This is a genomic window from Bosea sp. RAC05 (assembly GCF_001713455.1).
In the GTDB taxonomy this organism is placed as follows: Bacteria; Pseudomonadota; Alphaproteobacteria; order Rhizobiales; family Beijerinckiaceae; genus Allobosea.
In genome coordinates, this window is record NZ_CP016464.1 from 3,919,897 (window position 1) to 3,940,111 (window position 20,215).

Annotated in this window: 18 protein-coding genes; 11 read left to right on the forward strand and 7 right to left on the reverse strand. The window is 68.3% G+C overall.

All coding sequences use genetic code 11. The features are described from left to right. Window positions 1-75: 75 nt before the first annotated feature. The 4 genes from BSY19_RS22050 to BSY19_RS22065 all read right to left on the reverse strand — a co-directional run bounded on the left by BSY19_RS22050 (window position 76) and on the right by BSY19_RS22065 (window position 7,104). Window positions 76-1,752: a methyl-accepting chemotaxis protein gene (locus tag BSY19_RS22050; protein ID WP_069056027.1), complete on the reverse strand. Its 1,677-nt coding sequence runs from the start codon at window positions 1,750-1,752 to the stop codon at window positions 76-78. A 129-nt stretch (window positions 1,753-1,881) separates the two neighbouring features. After that, a complete protein-coding gene (locus BSY19_RS22055; RefSeq protein ID WP_069056028.1) occupies window positions 1,882-2,556 on the reverse strand; it encodes an RraA family protein in 675 nt (224 codons plus the stop codon). Between the two features lie 138 nt (window positions 2,557-2,694). Next, the gene (locus tag BSY19_RS22060) at window positions 2,695-3,390 is read right to left on the reverse strand and encodes an SDR family oxidoreductase (protein ID WP_069056029.1); all 696 of its coding nucleotides are present in this window, start codon (window positions 3,388-3,390) and stop codon (window positions 2,695-2,697) included. Between the two features lie 114 nt (window positions 3,391-3,504). Further along, on the reverse strand, window positions 3,505-7,104 hold the full coding sequence (locus tag BSY19_RS22065) for a hydantoinase B/oxoprolinase family protein (protein WP_069056030.1): 3,600 nt from the start codon (window positions 7,102-7,104) through the stop codon (window positions 3,505-3,507). 216 nt (window positions 7,105-7,320) lie between these two features. Here BSY19_RS22065 and BSY19_RS22070 point away from each other — a divergent pair, with 216 nt between their 5' ends. The 7 genes from BSY19_RS22070 to BSY19_RS22100 all read left to right on the forward strand — a co-directional run bounded on the left by BSY19_RS22070 (window position 7,321) and on the right by BSY19_RS22100 (window position 15,032). Further along, on the forward strand, window positions 7,321-7,869 hold the full coding sequence (locus BSY19_RS22070) for a TRAP transporter small permease (RefSeq protein ID WP_069056031.1): 549 nt from the start codon (window positions 7,321-7,323) through the stop codon (window positions 7,867-7,869). Continuing rightward, complete coding sequence (locus tag BSY19_RS22075; protein WP_069056032.1) at window positions 7,869-9,173, forward strand: TRAP transporter large permease; 1,305 nt, start codon at window positions 7,869-7,871, stop codon at window positions 9,171-9,173. Before BSY19_RS22070 ends, BSY19_RS22075 begins: the two co-directional genes overlap by 1 nt. Before the next feature lie 36 nt (window positions 9,174-9,209). After that, window positions 9,210-10,199, forward strand: a complete 990-nt coding sequence (locus BSY19_RS22080) for a TRAP transporter substrate-binding protein (protein ID WP_069056033.1) — start codon at window positions 9,210-9,212, stop codon at window positions 10,197-10,199. A gap of 98 nt (window positions 10,200-10,297) precedes the next feature. Then, window positions 10,298-10,828, forward strand: coding sequence for a winged helix DNA-binding protein (locus BSY19_RS22085; RefSeq protein WP_083247769.1), 531 nt, complete (start codon window positions 10,298-10,300; stop codon window positions 10,826-10,828). Window positions 10,829-11,172: 344 nt separating this feature from the next. Continuing rightward, window positions 11,173-12,234, forward strand: a complete 1,062-nt coding sequence (locus BSY19_RS22090) for an HD domain-containing phosphohydrolase (RefSeq protein ID WP_069056035.1) — start codon at window positions 11,173-11,175, stop codon at window positions 12,232-12,234. A gap of 28 nt (window positions 12,235-12,262) precedes the next feature. Continuing rightward, window positions 12,263-12,766 carry a putative pterin-binding protein gene (locus BSY19_RS22095; protein WP_069056036.1) on the forward strand — a complete coding sequence of 168 codons (504 nt, stop codon included), beginning with the start codon at window positions 12,263-12,265 and terminating at the stop codon, window positions 12,764-12,766. Between the two features lie 28 nt (window positions 12,767-12,794). Next, on the forward strand, window positions 12,795-15,032 hold the full coding sequence (locus BSY19_RS22100) for an ATP-binding protein (RefSeq protein ID WP_069056037.1): 2,238 nt from the start codon (window positions 12,795-12,797) through the stop codon (window positions 15,030-15,032). 33 nt (window positions 15,033-15,065) lie between these two features. On the opposite strand, the gene BSY19_RS22105 is transcribed toward BSY19_RS22100, so the two are convergent. Both BSY19_RS22105 and BSY19_RS22110 read right to left on the reverse strand, forming a co-directional pair. Beyond that, a complete protein-coding gene (locus BSY19_RS22105; RefSeq protein WP_069056038.1) occupies window positions 15,066-15,635 on the reverse strand; it encodes an SRPBCC family protein in 570 nt (189 codons plus the stop codon). After that, window positions 15,635-15,952 (reverse strand): ArsR/SmtB family transcription factor, encoded by a 318-nt coding sequence (locus BSY19_RS22110; protein ID WP_069056039.1) that lies wholly within the window; start codon window positions 15,950-15,952, stop codon window positions 15,635-15,637. Before BSY19_RS22110 ends, BSY19_RS22105 begins: the two co-directional genes overlap by 1 nt. 159 nt (window positions 15,953-16,111) lie before the next feature. On the opposite strand from BSY19_RS22110, the gene BSY19_RS22115 reads away from it, so the two are divergent. Together BSY19_RS22115 and BSY19_RS22120 are read left to right on the forward strand one after the other, a co-directional pair. After that, window positions 16,112-16,999, forward strand: a complete 888-nt coding sequence (locus tag BSY19_RS22115) for a DMT family transporter (protein ID WP_069056040.1) — start codon at window positions 16,112-16,114, stop codon at window positions 16,997-16,999. Window positions 17,000-17,041: 42 nt separating this feature from the next. After that, the gene (locus BSY19_RS22120; RefSeq protein WP_069056041.1) at window positions 17,042-18,172 is read left to right on the forward strand and encodes an iron-containing alcohol dehydrogenase; all 1,131 of its coding nucleotides are present in this window, start codon (window positions 17,042-17,044) and stop codon (window positions 18,170-18,172) included. Window positions 18,173-18,188: 16 nt separating this feature from the next. Here the strand turns inward: BSY19_RS22120 and BSY19_RS22125 are convergent, their stop codons facing one another. After that, window positions 18,189-18,824 (reverse strand): pyridoxamine 5'-phosphate oxidase family protein, encoded by a 636-nt coding sequence (locus tag BSY19_RS22125; RefSeq protein ID WP_069056042.1) that lies wholly within the window; start codon window positions 18,822-18,824, stop codon window positions 18,189-18,191. A gap of 150 nt (window positions 18,825-18,974) precedes the next feature. Here BSY19_RS22125 and BSY19_RS22130 point away from each other — a divergent pair, with 150 nt between their 5' ends. Both BSY19_RS22130 and BSY19_RS22135 read left to right on the forward strand, forming a co-directional pair. Next, the gene (locus tag BSY19_RS22130; RefSeq protein WP_150129695.1) at window positions 18,975-19,502 is read left to right on the forward strand and encodes a hypothetical protein; all 528 of its coding nucleotides are present in this window, start codon (window positions 18,975-18,977) and stop codon (window positions 19,500-19,502) included. 17 nt (window positions 19,503-19,519) lie between these two features. Next, the gene (locus BSY19_RS22135) at window positions 19,520-20,188 is read left to right on the forward strand and encodes a ribonuclease T2 family protein (protein WP_069056043.1); all 669 of its coding nucleotides are present in this window, start codon (window positions 19,520-19,522) and stop codon (window positions 20,186-20,188) included. Window positions 20,189-20,215 lie beyond the last annotated feature (27 nt).

Sequence of the window (20,215 nt, forward strand, 5' to 3'; positions counted from 1 at the left end):
GATGCGGCAAAGGGAAATCATGCCGCAGATGGGGACGAGTCGCACCGCGATGGCAAGCGCGAAGGCGCCTGCCACTCAGGCCGCACGCAGGCGGCGGACGAAATCCAGCGCCTCGCGCTGCAAGCTGCCGATGCGCTCGTCCAGCGCCCCGGCACTCGCCGCGCCCATATCGGCCTGGGCCACGCTCTGCGCGTTGGCGATGGCGATCTCCGACATCGCGCCGGCCGCCGTCCCCGTGACCTCCGAGATGCGCGCGACGGTCTCCCCGAGCGAACCGAGCAACGCGGTCTGCGACCCGACCATGGTCGAGATCTCGGCACTGGTCTGCTCGACCGCGCCGACGCTGGCCGCAATCGCCGAGATCGCGCCGGCCGCATGCGACAGCGCCTCGTTGACCAGCGAGATCCGGCCAACGATCTGCCCCGTCGCCACCGCCGTCTGCCCCGCCAGCGCCTTGACCTCGTTCGCCACGACGGCAAAGCCGCGGCCATGGGCCCCGGCGCGGGCCGCCTCGATGGTGGCGTTCAGGGCCAGCAGGTTGGTCTGGCGCGCGATCGCCTCGATCATCCCGACGACATCGCGAATCTGGGCGGCGTTGTCGGTCAGGCGCTCGACGAGCGCGCGGGTCCCGGCGGCCTCCTCGTTGGCGCCGGTCGCCATCATCGAGACCCGGCGGACTTCCGCGTTGATCTGCCCGATCACCTGTTCCAGCCGCAGCGCGGCCTCGGTGCTGGCCTGAGCGTCCGCGCCGGCACCGCTGACCGACGATGCGGCGGTCTCGGCACTGCGCGACACCTGATGCACCCGCACCGCCGAATCCTGCAGCGCGACGCGGAGGACCTCGCTCGAACCTGCGATCTCCGCGAGCAGCCTGCCGAGCCGCTGCTCGAAGTCATCGGCGATCCGATGCAGTTCCCGCGTCCGCGCCTGGCGGGTCTGCTGGGCGAGATCGGCCTCGGCCTCGCGCGTCACCAGCGTGGCGCGAACCTCGCTCAGGGCCCGGACCGTCCGGGCAAGCTGCCCGATCTCGTCCGCCCGGCCCTGGTGGGGCACCTCGATCAGCGTGTTCGAGGTGCTGGCCCGCGCGATCGCCGCCATCAGGTCGCGCAGCGGCCGGGTCAGATGCGCGCCGAGCAGCAGGAACGCGGCAAGCCCGCCGGCGAGCGGCAGCAGCAGCGCGGTCACGATGGTTCGGACGCGGACGGTATCGGAGAGATCGGCGGCTCTCCTCGTGGCGTCGCGAGCCATCTGCCCGAGCTCGTCGCGCATCGCAGAGGTGGTCGCGATGATCTGGCGGACATTCTCCCGCGCGGCATCGGCCCCGGCCTCGACCAGCGCCGCCTGGACGGAGATGCTCCGCCCGATCTCGACGATGTCGCGCTGAAAGGACATGAAGGTCTTCAGGCTGGGATCGAGCGTCGGATTGGCCTCCCGCATCGCGGCCGGCAGTGACGACATCAGGCTCGCCCGCGCGGAATCGACCAGCCCGATCGCGCCGTCGAGTTCATCGAGCACGGCTTCGATCTCCCGGCCGGTCGCCCCCACTTCGAACCGGCTGAGCAGCGAGGCGTAGGTGACACGGTTGGTCAGCAGCGCCGCGCGGTTGGCGAGCTCGAGCTTCTCGAGACCCTCCTTGTCGATCTGCCGGACGGCGTCGAACCCCCGCACCGCACTGACCAGGCCGAGAGCGCTCGCGACGCTCAGGAGCGCGAAGAGCAGGGTGATCTTGGCCGTCAGTCCCAGTCTAGGCATCGTCGCAGGCCACCATCGCAAAGGCTGGCGCCTCTCTCGCAGGTGCGAGACAACAAGCCGTTAACGGCACCGGCAAAATCAATCAAATCAAGAGATTAGCCGGTTATCGAGACGCATGTGGCGCCCCGGCTAGAGCACGCCGTGGCGCTCGAAAACCGCGCGCAGGCTCGCTCCGGCCAGCAGTTCGTCGCGCGTCGTGTCCTCCGCCTCGATCTTGGAGAGTGCGAGCGTCACCGCCTCCCGAAACAGGCGCTTGGGCACCACGACGACCCCATCGGCATCGCCGAAGATGAAATCGCCCGGTTCGACCCGCGCGCCGGCGACTTCGACCGGCTCGTCCTTGGCCATCATCTCAGCCCGGCCCTTGGTGTCGAGCGGGCCAATGCCACCGTGGAAGAGCGGAAAGTTCAGCTCCCGGATGCGACGCACATCACGCACCAGACCATCGGTCAGGCAGCCGGCCGCGCCCCGGACCATCGAGGCCGTGGTCAGCAGCTCACCCCAGGGCGCGATCCGGTCCGTCGGACCATCGCACGCCAGCACGGCGATCTCGCCCGGTGCGAGACTGTCGATGAGGTCCATTTCGAGGGCATAGGGATTATGGCCTTCGGGAAAGTGATAGCGCTTCATGTAGAGGCCGGTGCGGGCGAAGCCGCACAGGATGCTGGCCTCGTCGAGCGGCCTGACAAAGGGCTTCAGGGCCTGATTTGGCGAGCCCAGCTGGTCCAGCACGTCCGAGAGCACCGCCGAGTAGAGCTTCGCCTTGAGCATCTCGACGTCGAATAGTCCCGCGAGATCCGACATACCGTTCCCTCCAGAGCCGATCGGCTTCAATCGCGCCACTGACCGGGCGCTTACGCTCGCACAGTGCTGCAGAGGCGGGGCCTGGTCCAGCCTCCTCGCCCGGGAACCGGACGGGCTGCGCCCTTCAGGCCCGGACGGTCACCAGGGAATCGTCTCGCCCTGCCAGGTGCGGAAGCTGTTGGTCTCAGCCATCCCCGACGCATCGATCGTGGCGATGAGCCCGGCCGCACTCTCCGAGGGCGCGATATCGGCGCCGCCGCCGCCCATGTCGGTGCGCACCCAGCCGGGATGGAACAGGAGCTGCGCGATGCCGCGCTCGCACACCGCATTGCCGAACACCACCATCGTCATGTTCACCGCCGCCTTGGAGGAGCGATAGGCCAGCGAACCGGAGGGGTTCAGCCCGATCGAGCCCATGCGGCTGGTGATGGTGGCGATCTTGCGGCCCTGCCCGGCCTCGATGTTCGGCAGGAGGCCCTGCGCCACGCGCAGCGGCCCGTAGACATTGACCTCGAAGACCTCGCGCCAGACATCGAAATCCATCGCGAGCGCGCTCTCGGTGCCGCGCGGCCCATGGATGCCGGCATTGTTGACGAGGACGTCGATCGGCCGCCCGTCGAGCGTTGCCTGTGCCGCCGCGACGCTCTCGTCCGAGGTCACGTCGAGTTCGAGCGGCACCAGCGCGGCCGGATGCGCGGCCGACAGTTCCGCCAGCGCCCCACCCCAGGGATTGCGCGCCGCCGCCACGACATGATCGCCCCGCCGCAGCAATTCCATCGTCAGCGCGAGCCCGATGCCGCGATTGGCGCCGGTGATCATCCAGGTCTGGGGCATGGGTTGGCTCCGTACTCTCGGTCAGACCTTAGCCGGTGGCGGCAACCTTTCCAGAGCGGCGAAAGCGTGGCCGTCATGCTCGGGCTTGACCCGAGAATGACGTGCCTCTCATCCTCACCCCTTCGGCTTGCCGTAGCCCCCCGCCGTCGGCGTGATCACCGTCACCGCCTCGCCGGCCTGGAGCAGGGTCTGGTCGCAAGGCTTGAGCTCCTCGACCGCGCCCGACAGCCGCCGCACCATCGTCTTGCCGAGTTGCCCCGGCTCGCCCCCCTTGACGCCGAAGGGACGGACCTTGCGATGCGAGGCGAGGATCGCGCAGTCCATTGTCTTGCGGAAGCGGATCGTGCGGCTGGTGCCGTCGCCGGCGTTCCACTCGCCACGCCCACCCGAGCCGGCGCGGATGTGGAAATCCTCCAGCACCACCGGAAAGCGCGTCTCCAGGATCTCCGGATCGGTCAGGCGCGAGTTCGTCATGTGCACATGCACGCCCGACGTGCCGTGGAAGCCCGGCCCGGCCGGGGAGCCCGAGCAGATCGTCTCGTAATACTGGTATTCGTCATTGCCGAAGGTGAGGTTGTTCATCGTCCCTTGAGAGGACGACATCGCCTCCAGCGCCCCGAACAGGGTGTTCGTCACGGCCTGGGAGACCTCGACATTGCCCGCCACGACCGCGGCCGGATAGCGCGGCGAGAGCATCGAACCTTCCGGGATGACGATCCTGATCGGCCGCAGGCACCCGGCATTCATCGGGATCGCATCGTCGACCATGACGCGGAAGACATAGAGCACGGCGGCCCGCGTCACCGGCGCCGGCGCGTTGAAGTTGTCGGGCCGCTGCGGCGAGGTGCCGGTGAAGTCGACGGTGGCCTCGCGCTTGTCGCGGTCGATGCTGATCCTGACCTTGATCGCGCAGCCCTGGTCCATCGGATAGGTGAACTCGGCATCGTGCAGCTTGGTCAGCAGGCGCGCGACGCTCTCGGCCGCATTGTCCTGGACATGGCCCATATAGGCCTGCACCACGTCGAGCCCAAAGGAGGCGATCATCTTCTTCAGCTCGGCGACGCCCTTGGCGTTGGCCGCGATCTGCGCCTTCAGGTCGTTGACGTTCTGCACGACGTTGCGCACCGGATAGCGCGCGCCGGTCAGGATCGCGACCAGTTCGTCCTCGCAGAAGCGGCCCTGATCGACGATCTTGAAGTTGTCGATATAGACGCCTTCCTCCTCGATCACGGTGGCCAGCGGCGACATCGAGCCCGGCGCGGTGCCGCCGACATCGGCATGGTGGCCGCGGCTGGCGACCCAGAACAGGATCTGCTGCTCCGCCTCGTCGAAGACCGGCGTGCAGACGGTGATGTCGGGCAGATGCGTGCCGCCATTATAGGGCGCGTTAAGGCAGTAGACGTCGCCCGGCTTGATGACCGGGTTGTTCTTGATGACAGTCTCGACCGACTTGTCCATCGAGCCCAGATGCACCGGCATGTGCGGGGCGTTGGCCACCAGCGCCGCGCTCTGGTCGAAGACCGCGCAGGAGAAGTCGAGCCGCTCCTTGATGTTCACCGAATAGGCGGTGTTCTGCAGCGTCACGCCCATCTGCTCGGCGATCGACATGAACAGGTTGTTGAAGATCTCGAGCATCACCGGATCGGCCCGGGTGCCGATCGCGGCGTTCTGGACGAGCGCCTTGGAGCGCACCAGCACGAGATGGTCCTTGGCGGTGAGCCTGGCGCTCCAGCCCTCCTCGACCACGACGGTCCGGTTCGGCTCGATGATGATGGCCGGCCCCGAGACGCCCTGGCCGGGCTGCATCGCCTCGCGCCGGACGATCCTCGCCTCGTGCCACTGCCCCCTGGAGAAGACGCGCGTCGTCTCCGCCACGGCGGGCTCGCCCGCGATTTCAGGCGCGGAAGCCTCCTCGAACTTGGCACCGCCACCGATCGCTTCGACCTCGACCGCCTCGATCACCAGCGCCTTGGTCTCGTCCATGAAGCCGAAGCGGGCCTTGTGCGCCGCCTGGAACGCCGCCTTCATGGCTTCGGGCGTGCCGGCCGCCACCGCGATGGCGGTGTCGGTGCCGGCATAGCGGACATGGGCGCGGGTCAGGATCGCGATGTCGCCGTCGGGCACGCCCTGGCCCGACACCTCGGCTCGGGTCTCGGCTGCGAGCCCGGCCGCAGCGGCCTCGACCGCCGCCTGGGCGCCGCCATCTAGGGCTACGTCGAGTGCGGCCGTCCGCGTCGCGCGGATCTCGGCGAGCCCCATGCCATAGGCCGAGAGCAGGCCGGAGAACGGGTGCAGCAGCACGGTCTTGATGCCCAGCGCATCCGCCACGAGACAGGCATGCTGCCCGCCGGCGCCGCCGAAGGAGTTCAGCGCATAGCGCGTGATATCGTAGCCGCGCTGGACCGAGATCTTCTTGATCGCCTCCGCCATGTTGGCGACCGCGATCTGGATGAAGCCGTCGGCGACCTGCTCAGGCGAGCGGCCGTCGCCGACCTCCGCCGCGAGCGCCACGAACTTCGCCTTCACCGCCTCGACATCGAGCGGCTGATCGCGCTTCTCGCCGAAGATCGGCGGGAAATAGTCGGGGATCAGCTTGCCGACCATGACGTTCGCGTCGGTCACCGCGAGCGGCCCGCCGCGGCGATAGGCGGCCGGCCCCGGATTGGCGCCGGCGGAATCGGGGCCGACGCGGAAGCGGGCGCCGTCATAATGCAGGATCGAGCCGCCACCGGCCGCGACCGTGTGGATCAGCATCATCGGCGCGCGCATCCGAACGCCCGCGACCTCCGTCTCGAAGGCGCGCTCATACTCGCCGTCGAAATGGGCGACATCGGTCGAGGTGCCGCCCATGTCGAAGCCGATGACCTTGTCGAAGCCGGCCGAGCGGCCTGTCTCGGCCAGGCCGACGACGCCGCCGGCGGGGCCGGACAGGATCGCATCCTTGCCCTGGAAGAGTTCGGCGGCGGTCAGGCCCCCCGAGGACATCATGAACATCAGCCGCGCGCCGGTGCGGGCAATGTCGAGTTCCTCCGAAACCTGCTGCACATAGCGGCCGAGGATCGGCGAGAGATAGGCATCGACCACGGTGGTGTCGCCGCGGCCGACCAGCTTGATCAGCGGCGAGACCTCATGGCTGACCGAGACCTGCGGGAAGCCGATCTCGCGGGCGATCCTGGCCGCGACCTGCTCATGCGCCGGATAGCGATAGGCGTGCATGAAGGCGATCGCCACCGCGCGGAAGCCGGCATCGAACTGCGCCTGCAGTGCGGTGCGGATCGCCGCCTCGTCGGGCGCCTGCTCGACCACACCATCGGCCAGCACGCGCTCGTCGATCTCGACCACCGCCTCGTAGAGCTGCTCGGGCTTGATGATCTCCTTGGCGAAGATGTCGGGCCGCGCCTGGTAGCCGATGCGCAGCGCGTCGCGGAAACCCTTCGTCGTGACCAACAGCGTCCGGTCGCCCTTGCGCTCGAGCAGCGCATTGGTCGCCACCGTCGTGCCCATGCGGACCTCGCCGACCAGCCCGGCCGGAATCGCCTCGCCGGTCTTTAGTCCGAGATGGTCGCGAATTCCCTGCACTGCCGCGTCGCGATAGGCGCCCGGATTTTCGGACAGGAGCTTTCTGGCGTGAAGTTTGCCTGAGGGATCGCGGCCGATCACATCGGTGAAGGTGCCGCCCCGGTCGATCCAGAAGTCCCAACGCGAAAACGACATCCCCGACATCCTCTCCCTGAACGCCAGATCGGCGTCGATGACATTTCATCGATAATTTGTCGATGTCTCGTTGACAAGACGGATTCGGGCGATACGATCGCAATTGTGACCGGAACATGGCGAGGGGCCGGACGGTCGCGACGCGGAGGATGCTATGACCGGAACAGTCCTGACAACCGCAGGCGCGGCAGGCGCCCGCCCGCAGGAGCCGCGCTCATGACGAGGCGCCTGCTCGATGGCCTTTACCTCGGCGCGGGTTACGCCGCCGGCGTCTTCCTCGTCGTGATCTTCGCGCTGATGATGCTGCTCTCCGTCGGCCGCGAGATCAACTTCAACGTACCGTCGGGCGACGATTTCACCGGTTGGGCCCTGGTGGCCATGGCGTTTCTCGGCCTCGCCCACACCTTCAAGCGCGGCGAGATGATCCGCGTCGGCCTGCTGATCGAGCGGCTGCACGGCCCCAAGCGGCGGGCCGCCGAGTTGTTCTCGCTGGGTACCGCGGCGCTGTTCATCGGCTACTTCACCTTCCAGGCCGGCAAGCTCGCCCATGATTCCTGGCAGTATTTCGACATGTCGACCGGTGTCGTCGCCGTCCCGCTCTGGATTCCCCAGCTCGGGCTCGTCATCGGGCTCGCCATCCTGCTCATCGCCATCCTCGACGAGTTCGTCATCGTCGCGCGCGGCGGACGTCCGACCTATGAGCCGGAGCCGCCGAAGACGGCCGAGGAACTGATCGAGCGCATCGCCCAAGGGGGAGGCGTCTGATGTCCCTGCCCGTTCTCGCCCTCATCCTGCTCGGCTTCCTCGTCGTCATTCTCGGCAGCGGCGTCTGGATTTCCGTTGGCCTCGGCCTCGTCGGCCTGCTCGCCATGGTGCTGGTCACCGACATCCCGATCGGCCAGGTGCTGGCCACCACCGTCTGGAGCAGCGCCAGCTCCTGGACGCTGGCAGCATTGCCGCTCTTCATCTGGATGGGCGAAATCCTGTTCAGGACGCGGCTGTCCGAGCAGATGTTCCAGGGCCTGTCGCCCTGGCTGCAATGGCTGCCCGGCCGGCTGATCCACACCAACATCATCGGCTGCGGCATCTTCGCCGCCGTTTCGGGCTCCTCGGCCGCCACAGTGGCGACGATCGGCAAGATCTCGCTGCCGGAGCTGAGGAAGCGCGGCTACAACGAGAAGCTGAGCCTCGGCACGCTCGCCGGCTCGGGCACGCTCGGCCTGCTGATCCCGCCCTCGATCCCGATGGTGGTCTACGCCGTCACCGCCAACGTCTCGGTGCTGCAGGTCTTCCTCGGAGGCTTCCTGCCCGGCCTGCTCGTGATGGCGCTCTATATGGGCTACGTCATCATCTGGTCGCTGCTCAACCCGGACCAGACGCCGCCGCGTGACCCGTCCCTGCCCTTCCTCCAGAAGCTGAAGCAGTCGGCCAAGCTCGCGCCCTGCCTGCTGCTGATCGCGGCGGTGTTCCTCGCGCTCGTGCTCGGCTTCGCCACGGCGACCGAATGCGCCGCCTGGGGCGTCAGCGGAGCGCTGTTCCTGGCCTGGTGGAGCGGCACGCTGACCTGGAAGACGCTCTACGAGAGCATCATGAGCGCGACGCGCCTGACCTGCATGATCATGCTGATCCTGGCGGGCGCGGCCTTCTGCACGGCGGCCATGGCCTATACCGGCATTCCCGCCGCGCTGGCCGAATGGGTCAAGGGCCAGGCCCTCTCGCCGCATATGCTCGTGCTGGCACTGACCGTGATGTACATCATCCTGGGCTGCCTGATCGACGGCATCTCGATGATCGTGCTGACGGCCGTGATCGTGCTGCCCATGGTCAAGGAGGCCGGCTTCGACCTCGTCTGGTTCGGCGTCTACCTGATCATCCATGTCGAGATGGCGCAGATCACCCCGCCGGTGGGCTTCAACCTCTTCGTCCTGCAGAACATGAGCGGCAAGGACACCTGGACGGTTGCGAAGGCGGCGTTTCCGTTCTTCATTCTGCTCAACGTCGCCGTCTTCATCATCACGACCTTCCCACAGATCGTGCTCTATCTGCCCAAGCTCGCTTTCCCGGACTGACCGCAACCCACAATCAACAAGAGAGGGAATGACACCATGACCAACCGCAGGATCTTCACGGCCGCCGCCTTCGCCTTCGGCGTGAGCGCGCTCGCCTTCGCGGCGCCCGCCGCGGCGCAGACCAAGTGGAACCTCCCGGCCGCCTATCCGGTCGACAACCCCCACAGCGAGAACCTCATCCAGTTCGGCAAGGATGTCGAAGCCGCGACCGGCGGCAAGCTGGCGATCACCGTCCATCCCGGCGCCTCGCTGTTCAAGGCGCCCGAGATCAAGCGCGCCGTCCAGAGCGGCCAGGCGCAGATGGGCGAGGTCCTGATCTCGATCCACGAAAACGAGGATCCGATCTTCGGCATCGACGTGGTGCCCTTCCTGGCGACCTCCTTCCCGGAGGCCAAGAAGCTCTACGCCGCCTCGAAGGCCGCCGTGGAGAAGAAGCTCGACAGCCAGGGCGTCAAGCTGCTGTTCATGGTCCCCTGGGCGCCGCAGGGCGTCTACACCAAGAAGGACATCAACACGATCGACGACATGAAGGGGCTCAAGTGGCGCTCCTACAATGTCGGCACGGCACGGCTGGGCGAGCTGCTCGGCATGCAGTCGGTGACCATCCAGGCGGCCGAACTGCCGCAGGCGCTGGCGACCGGCGTCGTCAACTCCTTCATGTCCTCGGGCGGAACGGGCTATGATTCCAAGGTCTGGGAGTCGCTGACCCACTTCTACGACACCCAGGCCTGGATCCCGAAGAACGCCACCTTCGTCAACAAGGCCGCCTTCAACGGCCTCGACAAGGCGACGCAGGACGCGATTCTGAAGGCCGCTGCCACCGCCGAGGAGCGCGGCTGGAAGATGTGGGAAGAGAAGTCCGGCTGGTATCTCGACCAGCTCAAGGCCAAGGGCATGAAGGTCCAGGCGCCGAGCCCCGCGCTCGCCGCCGGCTTCAAGAAGGCCGGCGACACGCTGACCGCCGACTGGCTGAAGAAGGCCGGCGCCGACGGCCAGGCCATCGTCGACGCCTACAAGAAGATGTGACGAGCCGCGTCAAGGGTCGGGCCTCGCCCGACCCTCTCCCGCGAGAGTTTCTCGGGCCGGCGCTCTGGCGCCGCCCGAGAATGACGGGCGCTTCATCCATGCCAGAATCACCGCCCCCGCCCGACGAACTCGGCCCCATCGTCTCCTCCGGCCATCTGGCCGCGGGCGCGATGCCGGCTCTGTCCGAGTTCGAGTTCGCGATGAACATGACGGTCCACGCCTTCCAGCGCTGGATGGTGCGCTGCATGGCTGCGGCCGGGATGCCCGATCTCTCGCCGCTCGACGTGCTCGTGCTGCACAACGTCAATCACCGCGGCAAGGCCAAGCGCCTGGCCGACATCTGCCTCGTCCTCAACATCGAGGACACGCATCTCGTGAACTACGCGCTGAAAAAGCTGGAACGGCTGAAACTGCTCAAGGCCGGCCGCAAGGGCAAGGAGAAGACCGTCACGGTCACGCTCGCCGGCGAGGAGGCCTGCCGGCGCTACGCCCAGATTCGCGAGCAACTGCTGGTGAAGTCGGTGCTCTCGACCGGGGTCGACCCGAAGCGGCTCTCCGAAATCGCCGCCGCCATGCGCTCGCTCTCGGGCCAGTACGACCAGGCCGCCCGCGCCGCCGCGAGCCTGTAGCAACGACAGACCACGCCGCCGGGCCCGGCGCATCGCGCCACGGGCTGAAGCCTGTCCGGGACGCCGATCCTGCCGCAAAGGCAGCCCCCAAGATCACAAGAAGAATGTCGATCAGTCGCTGATGTCTGGTTGAACCAGAACTGACGGACACTCTTCATGCGGGAAAGAACGCGAATTTATACGTTCTGATTGAGACAATTTTAAACCGACCGCGCTAGGACGGCTGCAGCAGGCGGCTGGCTGTCCTCGGACGGCGCCCGCCAAGAGCCTGCCGGCCGGCGACCCGCGGCCCCGATGGACTCAGGGTCCGCGAGGCGACCGATCGCGCGCTCGGGGGCAGGCACATGAAGATCATGATCGTCGACGACAACCGCACCTATCTGATGGTGTTGCGGGGCGTCGTGAACAATATCGGCGACCACCACATCTCCGTCTTCTCCAACCCGCTCGACGCGCTCGAGGCGGCGGCGAGCATCGAATTCGACCTCGTGCTGGTCGACTACCTGATGCCCGAGATGGACGGCGTCAGTTTCATCCGCGCACTGCGGCAATTGCAGAACCACCGCGACCAGCCCATCGTCATGGTCACCACCACCGAGCAGCGCGAGACGCGGATCGCCGCCCTCGATGCGGGCGCGACCGATTTCCTGCGCAAGCCGATCGAGCCGGTGGAACTGCGCGTGCGCGTCCAGAACCTGCTCGGCCTGCGCGAGGCCCAGACGGCGATGCGCGACAAGGCGGCCTGGCTCGCCAAGGAGGTCCGCCAGGCGACGCAGGATCTGGTCGACAGCCAGCGCGACATGGCGCGGCGGCTGTCCCGGGCGATCGACTGCCGCGACGGCCACACCGGCGACCATGTCGCGCGGATGGCTGCGCTCTGCCGCATCATCGCCGAAGGGCTCGGCCTCGATGCCGAGCAGTGCGAGACCATCCACGCCGCCGCCCCGATGCATGATGTCGGCAAGATCGGCATCCCCGATTTCATCCTGCAGAAGCCGGGCCGCCTCACCAACGAGGAGATGGCGGTGATGCGCACCCATGTCTCGATCGGCGAGGCCATCCTCGCCGATGGCCGCTCGGCCCTGATGCGATGCGCCGAGCGGATCGCCAGCACCCATCACGAGCGCTGGGACGGCAAGGGTTATCCGCGCGGCCTCGCCGGAAAGGACATCCCGATCGAGGGGCGCATCGCCGCCGTGGCGGATGTCTTCGAGGCCCTCTGCGCCAATCGCATCTACCGACCCGGCCGGCCGCCGGAAGACGCCCGCCAGTTCATCCTCGCGGGATCCGGCCGCCATTTCGACCCGGCCTGCGTCGCCGCCTTCGAAGCCCGCTGGAACCAGATTCTCGCCCTGATCAACGCCACATCCGATCCGCTGGCACCCCCGATCGCGCTCGCCAGTTGAACAGCCCTCATCGGCAGGAGCCGCAACCATGCTGACCCGTCTCGCTCTTCTCTGCATCGCCTGGCTCGGATTGGCCGGCTTCGCCACCGCCGCCGAGATCGCCGCGCCCAAGGGGCCGGTGATCCTCACAGTCACCGGCAAGATCGCCAACCGCAACGCGGCCGACGGCGCCACCTTCGACGCCGCGATGCTGGAGGCCCTGCCCAAGCGCACGACCACGGCGAGCACGCCCTGGTATCCGCAGAAGACGGAGTTCGAGGGGCCGCTCGGCGCGGCGCTGCTGGATCTGGTGGGCGCGAGCGGCACCGTCCTGAAGGTGACGGCCCTCAACGACTATGCCGTCGAGATCCCGCTCGCCGATCTCCGCAAATGGCCGGTGATCCTCGCCACCAAGATCAACGGCAAGCCGATCTCGGTGCGCGAAAAGGGGCCGATCTTCGTGATCTACCCCTTCGACGAAGAGCCCTCGCTCTACAACGAGCTCTATTTCGGCCGCTCCGCCTGGCAGGTCAAGACGATCGAGGTGCGCTGAAACGCGAGCTGGAGAGACACGCACGGGCATGGAAAAGCGCCCCAACCCGAACCGGCTGAACAATCTCGGCATCCTGGCCCTGCTCGGGGTCAGCCTTCTGCTGGGCGTGGTCGTCATCGCGACCTTCTCCGCGCTCGGCGCCCGCCATCGGGCGACCGAGGAGAGCGTCCGCGAGGACGTCGTCTGGGCGGCCTATCAGCTCGATCGCGAGGTCAAGAAGCTCGGCGCCGTCGCGCGTGACCTGAAGGAGGGGTTCACGGCGGCACGGCGCGCCGACGTCACGCTTCGCTACGACATCCTCTACAGCCGCAGGACGGTGCTCACGAGCGACCATTACCGCAGCAAGTTCGGGCAGGATGCCGACATCATCATGCTGGCGGAGGACGCGAGCCAGCGGATCCAGCGGATCGCCCCTCTGGTCGATGCGCTGGAGCGGTCCGACCTGCAGACCGAGCGCGTGGACGCCTTGCTGGGCGAACTCGTGCCGCTGACGCAGGTCACGGAGCGGCTCCTCAACACCACCAACCTCGCGCAGTCCCGCATCCGGGTGCAGGATCGCGCCGAGCTGGCGGCGGCCTACCAGCAACTGGGCGGCGCGATGACGGCCCTGATCGCCTCGCTCGCGCTGATCGTGATGTATCTCGGCGTCCAGCTCTACCATATCCGGATCGCCCGGCGCCGCTTCGAGAAGCTCAGTATCCAGAACGCCAAAGCGGCCAAGCGCGCCGAGGCTGGCGCCCGCGCCAAGTCGATCTTCCTGGCGACGATGAGCCACGAGATCCGCACCCCGCTGAACGGCATCATCGGCATGGTCGACATCATGCGGGAATCGGCCATGGACCCGACCCAGCGCAAAAGGCTCGGCGTCATCGGCGATTGCAGCGACACGCTGCTGGCGCTGATCGACGACATCCTCGACTACTCCAAGCTGGAATCCGGCGCGGTCGATTTCGAGATTCGGCCTTTCGATCTCGGCGAGGTCTGCTCAGCCGTCGCCAATGTGATGGGCCGGCGCGCAGAGGACAAAGGCATCACGCTGCAGGTCGAGCACCCGCCCGCCATGATCACGACGGATCCGACGCGCCTGCGCCAGCTTCTGTTCAACCTCGTCGGCAATGCCGTGAAGTTCACCGACACCGGCTGGGTCAGGCTGGTCTGCAGCCTCGAAGCCGGCAACCGGCTGCGCGTCGAGGTCGAGGACACCGGCATCGGCATCCCCGAAGCGGCGCGCGAGCGCCTGTTCCAGGACTTCAGCCAACTCGACGTCACGATCAATCGCCGCTTCGGCGGCAGCGGCCTGGGCCTGGCGATCTGCCGGCGGCTGATCGGGTCGCTCGGCGGCGAGATCGGCGTCGCCTCGCGCGAGGGGCGTGGCACGCGCTTCTGGTTTACCCTGCCGGTCGGCCCCGTCTCGGAGCCCAAGGCGAAGGCGGACCTCGCTCTGGCCGCCGCCACGCCGGACCGCTTCGCCGGCCGCGTGCTCGTCGCCGAAGACAACCCGGTCAACTTCGCCGTCGCCAGCGAAATGCTGCAGCGCCTCGGCCTCCAGGTCGATCACGCACCCGATGGCCGGATCGCCGCCCATCTGGCGGGAGCGACGACCTATGATCTCATCCTGATGGACATGCAGATGCCGCTGATGAGCGGGCTCGAAGCCACCCGCGCCATCCGGCAGCAGGGGCTGCACGATCTTCCGATCGTCGGGCTGACCGCCAATGCCTTCGCCAGCGACCGGGAGGCCTGCCTGGAAGCAGGGATGAACGACTTCGTCGCCAAGCCGATCAGCCGCGCGAAGATGACGGGCATTCTGGCGAAATGGCTGCCGCAGGGCGCACGGGCCGCCATGACGCTGCCGGCCTCGGCGCATCTCGGTCACCTCCCTGTCGACGACGGCGTCATGCTCGTCGACCAGGAAGTGCGGGCCGAGCTGGCGCGCGAGATCGGCGCCGATCTGCTCGACGAACTGACGAGCCAGTTCTGGCCCGATGCGACCCGCTCGACGGCCGAGGCGGCCAGGGCGCTGCAAGCCGGAGAACCCGACATCGCCCTGCGCGAACTGCATACGCTGAAGGGCATCGCCGGCACGCTTGGCTTCAGCGCATTCGAGGCGGACTCGAGAGCAGCCGAAGCCGCGATCCGCTCGGGCCGCGACGCCGACCTGACAGGGCTGCAGACCGCACTGCTGCGCACCATGCTGGCGCTCGGGACCCTTGATCCGGGTGAGGCGGCGACGCCAGGCGGCGAGGCGATGCGGGCGGCCGGCTGAGCCCGATCCCGCGCGCGCGCCGCCGAAGACCGCTCAGAGGGCCACGTTCTCCTGCCTCTGCGCATACTCCGCCATCAGCGGCTCATGCGCGGACCAGAAGGGCCGCGGGGCCTGCCCCAGCAGCTGGTCCTCGAGCAAGCCGAGATGCAGGTGCCAGCCGCTGGAGACCATCGCCATGCGCGACTTGGTCGCCAGCCGGCGGTGGATCAGCACGAGCCGGACCCCGTCACCCACCGGCGTCAGCTCGATCTCGACGTCGGAATCGGGATCGCCCATCCCGGCCCAGGTGAAGGCCAGCCGGTGCGGCGGTTCGTAGACCGTGACGGTGCCGCTCATCAGCGCGCCTTCGTCGTTCATCTTGCGATGGCCCTCGGGCGGCACCTCGTCGGTGATGCGGGAATGCTTGAAGACGAGGTCGATCCGGCCGCCGGCGCGGGCTTCCGTCTCGCCGCCGCAGAACCAGGTCGCGCGCTTGCCGTCCTCGACCAGATAGGCCCAGACCCGCTCGATCGGCCCCGGCAGCAGCCGCTCGAAGCGCACCGCCCCGCTCTCCAGAACCTCGCCATAGGCCTTTGTGTCGGCCTGCCGTGCCTGCGTCTGCATCACGCCTCCTCGCCCGGATCGGGCTTTCGTAGCGCGGCCTCGAGGGCCGCCAGCCTGTCGGGCCAGAAGGCGCGCACGCGCCGGACCCATTGCTCGAAGCCGTCGATGCCGTCGGGATCCAGCGCATAGATGCGCCGCTGGCCTGCGACCGTGACCCGGACCAGCCCGGCCTCGCGCAGCGCCTTGAGATGCTGCGAGATCGCCGGTGCCGACAGCGTGAACCGCTCCCCGATCTCCCCGGCCGACAGTTCCCCCTCCGCCAGCATCTCGACGATGCGGCGGCGGGTCGGGTCGGCGAGCGCGGTGAAGGCGTCCATGGGCCTATAATTCCGAATTCGCTTAATTAAGTCAATACAAAAATATTGTGCGGCGCTTTGCGTCTGCCTCGCCCGCAACCACGGCGCTTGCCTGCAGCCGCATGCTCCGTCAAAGCGATGCTTTCCCGACCGATCCTCCGACACGGCAAGCCGTTCCGCATGTCCACCCGCAACGCCACCCTCGCCGGCATCGGCATGATGCTGCTGGGCATCCTGATGTTTTCCCTCAATGACGTCATGGGGAAATGGCTCGTCGCGACCTACACGGTCGGCCAGGTGCTGCTGCTGCGCAGCGCCGCCGGCCTGGCCGTGCTTGCGCCCTTCGTCATCCGCCAGGGCCTGATGCGGACGCTGCGGCCCGAGCGTCCCGGCCTGCAGGTCCTGCGCGTGGCGCTCGGCTCGGGCGAGGTCGCGCTGTTCTACCTCGCCGTCTCCTATCTGCCGCTCGCCGACACGATGACGCTCTGGCTCGCCGCACCCGTCTGGTCGGCACTGCTGGCCGTGCTGTTGCTGGGCGAGCGTGTCGATGCCGGGCGCTGGTTCGCCATTGCGGCGGGCTTTGTCGGCGTCGCGATCGCGCTCAATCCCACGGGCGCGAGCCTGTCGATGCCGGCGCTTCTCGCGCTGCTGGGCAGTGTCCTCTTCGCGGGGATGATGATCGCCGGACGCTATCTGCGCGGCACCCCCGATGTGACCCTCGTCGCCTGGCAGACGCTGGGCGCCCTGCTGATGGGCATCGTGCTGCTGCCCTTCGGCTGGGTCACGCCGAGTTGGGCCGATGCCGCGATGCTCGGCCTGCTCGGCATCGTCGCCATGGTGGCGCATCTGTGCGTGACGCGCTCCCTCAAGCTGGCGGAAGCCTCGGTCGTCGTGCCCTATCAGTACACGTTGATCGTCTGGGCGCTGATCTTCGGCTGGCTGGTCTTCGGCGACTGGCCGACGCCTGCGATGCTGGCGGGCGCGACGCTGATCGTCGCGGCCGGACTCGCGCTCATTCTGCTCGAACGCCGGGCGAACCCGGCGCCACCCGTGCTCGATACGCCCTGACCGGGGCACCCTGTCTTCACGCGAAAGGCGAAGGATCCTCCCATGGCCCTGATCACCTACCTCACCACCGTCAAGTTCGGCTATGGCGAGATCGACGGCATCGCGGCCGATCTCGCGGGCCTCGGCGTCGCCAGGCCGCTGATCATCGCCGACAAGGGCATCGTCGCGGCGGGACTCGTCGCGAAGGTGCAGGCGGTCGCGCCGGTTCTGGCGGCTGCGCCGGTCTTCGACGGCACGCCGACCAACCCGACCGAGGAGGCGGTCGAGGCCGCGCTCGGGCTCTATCGCGAGCACGCCTGCGACGGGCTCGTCGCGATCGGCGGCGGCTCGCCGATCGACCTCGCCAAGGGCGTCGCGCTGCTCGCGACCCATGAAGGCTCGCTGGAAACCTATGCCGCGATCCTCGGCGGCATCCCGAAGGTCACCGCCGCCGTCGCCCCCGTCATCGCAATCCCGACGACCTCGGGCACCGGCAGCGAGGTCGGCCGCGCCGCGCTGATCACGCTGAAGGATGGCCGCAAGCTCGGCTTCATCTCGCCCCACCTGATCCCGCGCCTGGCCGTCTGCGACCCCGCGCTGACGCTGGGCCTGCCGGCCTGGCTCACCGCCGCCACCGGCATGGACGCCGTCACCCACTGCATCGAGACCTATCTCAGCCCGCGCGAGAACCCGCCGGCCGAGGCGATTGCACTGGACGGCCTCAGGCGCGCCGTCGGTTTCATCGAGCGCGCGGTGAAGGACGGCAGCGATCGCGAGGCCCGCAAGGAGATGATGATGGCTGCGCTCCAGGGCGGCCTGACCTTCCAGAAGGGGCTCGGCGCCGTCCACGCGCTGTCCCACCCGCTCGGTGGGCTGAAGGAGGTCTCGCTGCATCACGGCACGCTCAACGCCGTGCTGCTGCCGGCCGTGCTGCGCTTCAACGCGCCGGACGCACAGGCGAAATATGCCGAGATCCGCAAGGTCCTCGGCCTCGCGCCCGAAACGGATCTCGCCGACTGGATTGCCGGTCTCGTCGCCCGCCTCGGCATGCCCGCCAGCCTCTCAGCCATGGGCCTGCCGCGCGGCGTCATTCCCGCCATCGCCGAGGCCGCGACCAAGGACCATTCGAGCGCCACCAACCCGCGCGCCGCCACCGCGGCCGACTATGCCGCGATGCTGGAGGCCTCGTTCTGAAGGCGAGGCCTGGCTCTCAGTACAGCCGCGTCCGGTAGGCCTCTTCGAGATTGGCCTCCGCCTCCGCGACGCCGACGGCCTTCGTCTGGTCCGCCATGATGCGGCCGAGCGAGGGGAAGCGGCTGCGTTCGACCCGGCTCGCCGGGTCCCAGAGCTTTGAGCGGATCAGCGCCTTGCCGCAATGGAAGAAGGCCTCCTCGACGGAGACCAGCAGGCCGAGCGTCGGCGTGCGCTCCTGCACGGTCGCCGGTTCGAGCAGCGCCGCGTCGCGGGTCAGCCGCGCGCGGCCATTGACCCGCAACGTCTCGGCGATGCCCGGCACCATGAAGATCAGCCCGACACCGGGCGAGGCCAGAACGTTGCCGAAGCTGTCGACCCGGTTGTTGCCGCGCCGGTCGGGAATGAACAGCGTCCGCTCGTCGACCACCTCGACAAAGCCCGGCGCATCCCCGCGCGGGCTGGCATCGGCCCGCCCCTCGCCGTCCGAGGTCGCCAGCACGAGGAAGGGCGAGAGCGCGATGAAGTCGCGGCAATGCCCGTCGAGCCGGTCGAGCACCTTGCGCTCGGCCAGCGGGTTGACCGGGCCCATATGCGCCCTCAGAGCGCCGGGCTCGGCGATGATCGTCTCCTCGGCATCGCGGTCCGTCGTCATCGCATTCTCCTGCTCCGTCTCGCCGTCACTGTTCCCGATCCGCGGCACTCGGGCCAGCGCCCCGGTCGCGTGGCAGCCATTCCCCCGCATCCGGCGGCGGATCGAAAAGCCACAGCCAGCGCCGGGATGGCCCGCCCGGGCGCCGGCGCCTTGACCCTGCAGACGGCCCCCGCCATCGTGCGCCATCATTTCCGCCCCTCGACGAGGCTGACCTCCATGCGCCGCGCCCTGCTGCGAACCGCCCTCGCATCCCTCGCCGTCCTGACGGCCGCCGCCTCGGCCGAGGCCTCGGGCCGCCGCATGGTCCATCCGGCCGACCGCGCCGAAAACCGCACCGTGCCGCTGACGGGTGCGCTGCCCGCCTGCGACGACCCCGCGGTTCTCGGCGAGATCACCAGCTGGTTCAATTCGCGCGAGGCCAAGTTCTGGGGGCCCCTGCAGGCCGTCGCCTATGACCGGATCAGGCCGATCGGCTTCCGCCCCCTGGGCGATGACTTCATTCCCCGCCGCTTCTGCACCGGCCGGATGGCCCTGAACGACGGCACGCTGCATCGCGTCGACTACTCGGTGCGCGAAAATCTCGGCCTCTTCGGCTGGACCTGGAACGTCAACTGGTGCGTCAGCGGGCTCGACCGGCACCGCAGCTATGCCCCCGACTGCAAGATGGCGCGGCCCTGATCCGGACAGCGCCGCCGATGAACCTCCTGCGATTCGCACTCGCGCTGCCGCTGCTGGCGGGCCTGCTCGGCGAGGCCGTGGCGCAGCCGCGCAACGACCGGGGCGGCCAACCGGGCGATTTCGATTTCTACGTCCTCGCCCTGTCCTGGTCGCCCGGCTTCTGCGAGCTCGACGGCGATCGCGATCGCAACCGCGAGCAGTGTGCCGACGGGGCGGGCCTCGGTTTCGTCGTGCATGGCCTCTGGCCGCAGAACGAGCGCGGCTTTCCGAGCGAATGCGGCCCGGCCGGGCGCACGCCCTCGCGCATCGCGCTCGACCAGGCGAAGGGGCTGTTTCCGAGCGAGGGGCTCGCCCGCCACCAATGGCGCAAGCACGGCACCTGCTCCGGCTCGAGCCCGAGCGACTATTTCGCCGATACGCGCCGGGCCCGCGAGAAGGTCGCAATTCCCCCGGCCCTGGCCAAGGCCGGGCGCGAGCAGAACTGGACCGCGATCGACATCGAGCGCGCCTTCGTCGATGCCAATCCGGGCCTGCGCACCGACATGATGTCGGTCGCCTGCCGGCGCGGCGTGCTGCAGGAGGTCCGCATCTGCCTGAGCAAGGACCTGCGGAATTTCCGCATGTGCGAGGAGGTCGATCGCTCCGGCTGCCGCACGCGCGACATCACCGTGCCGGCGCCGCGCTGACAGCGGCCGCAAAGCCGCGTATGAGCG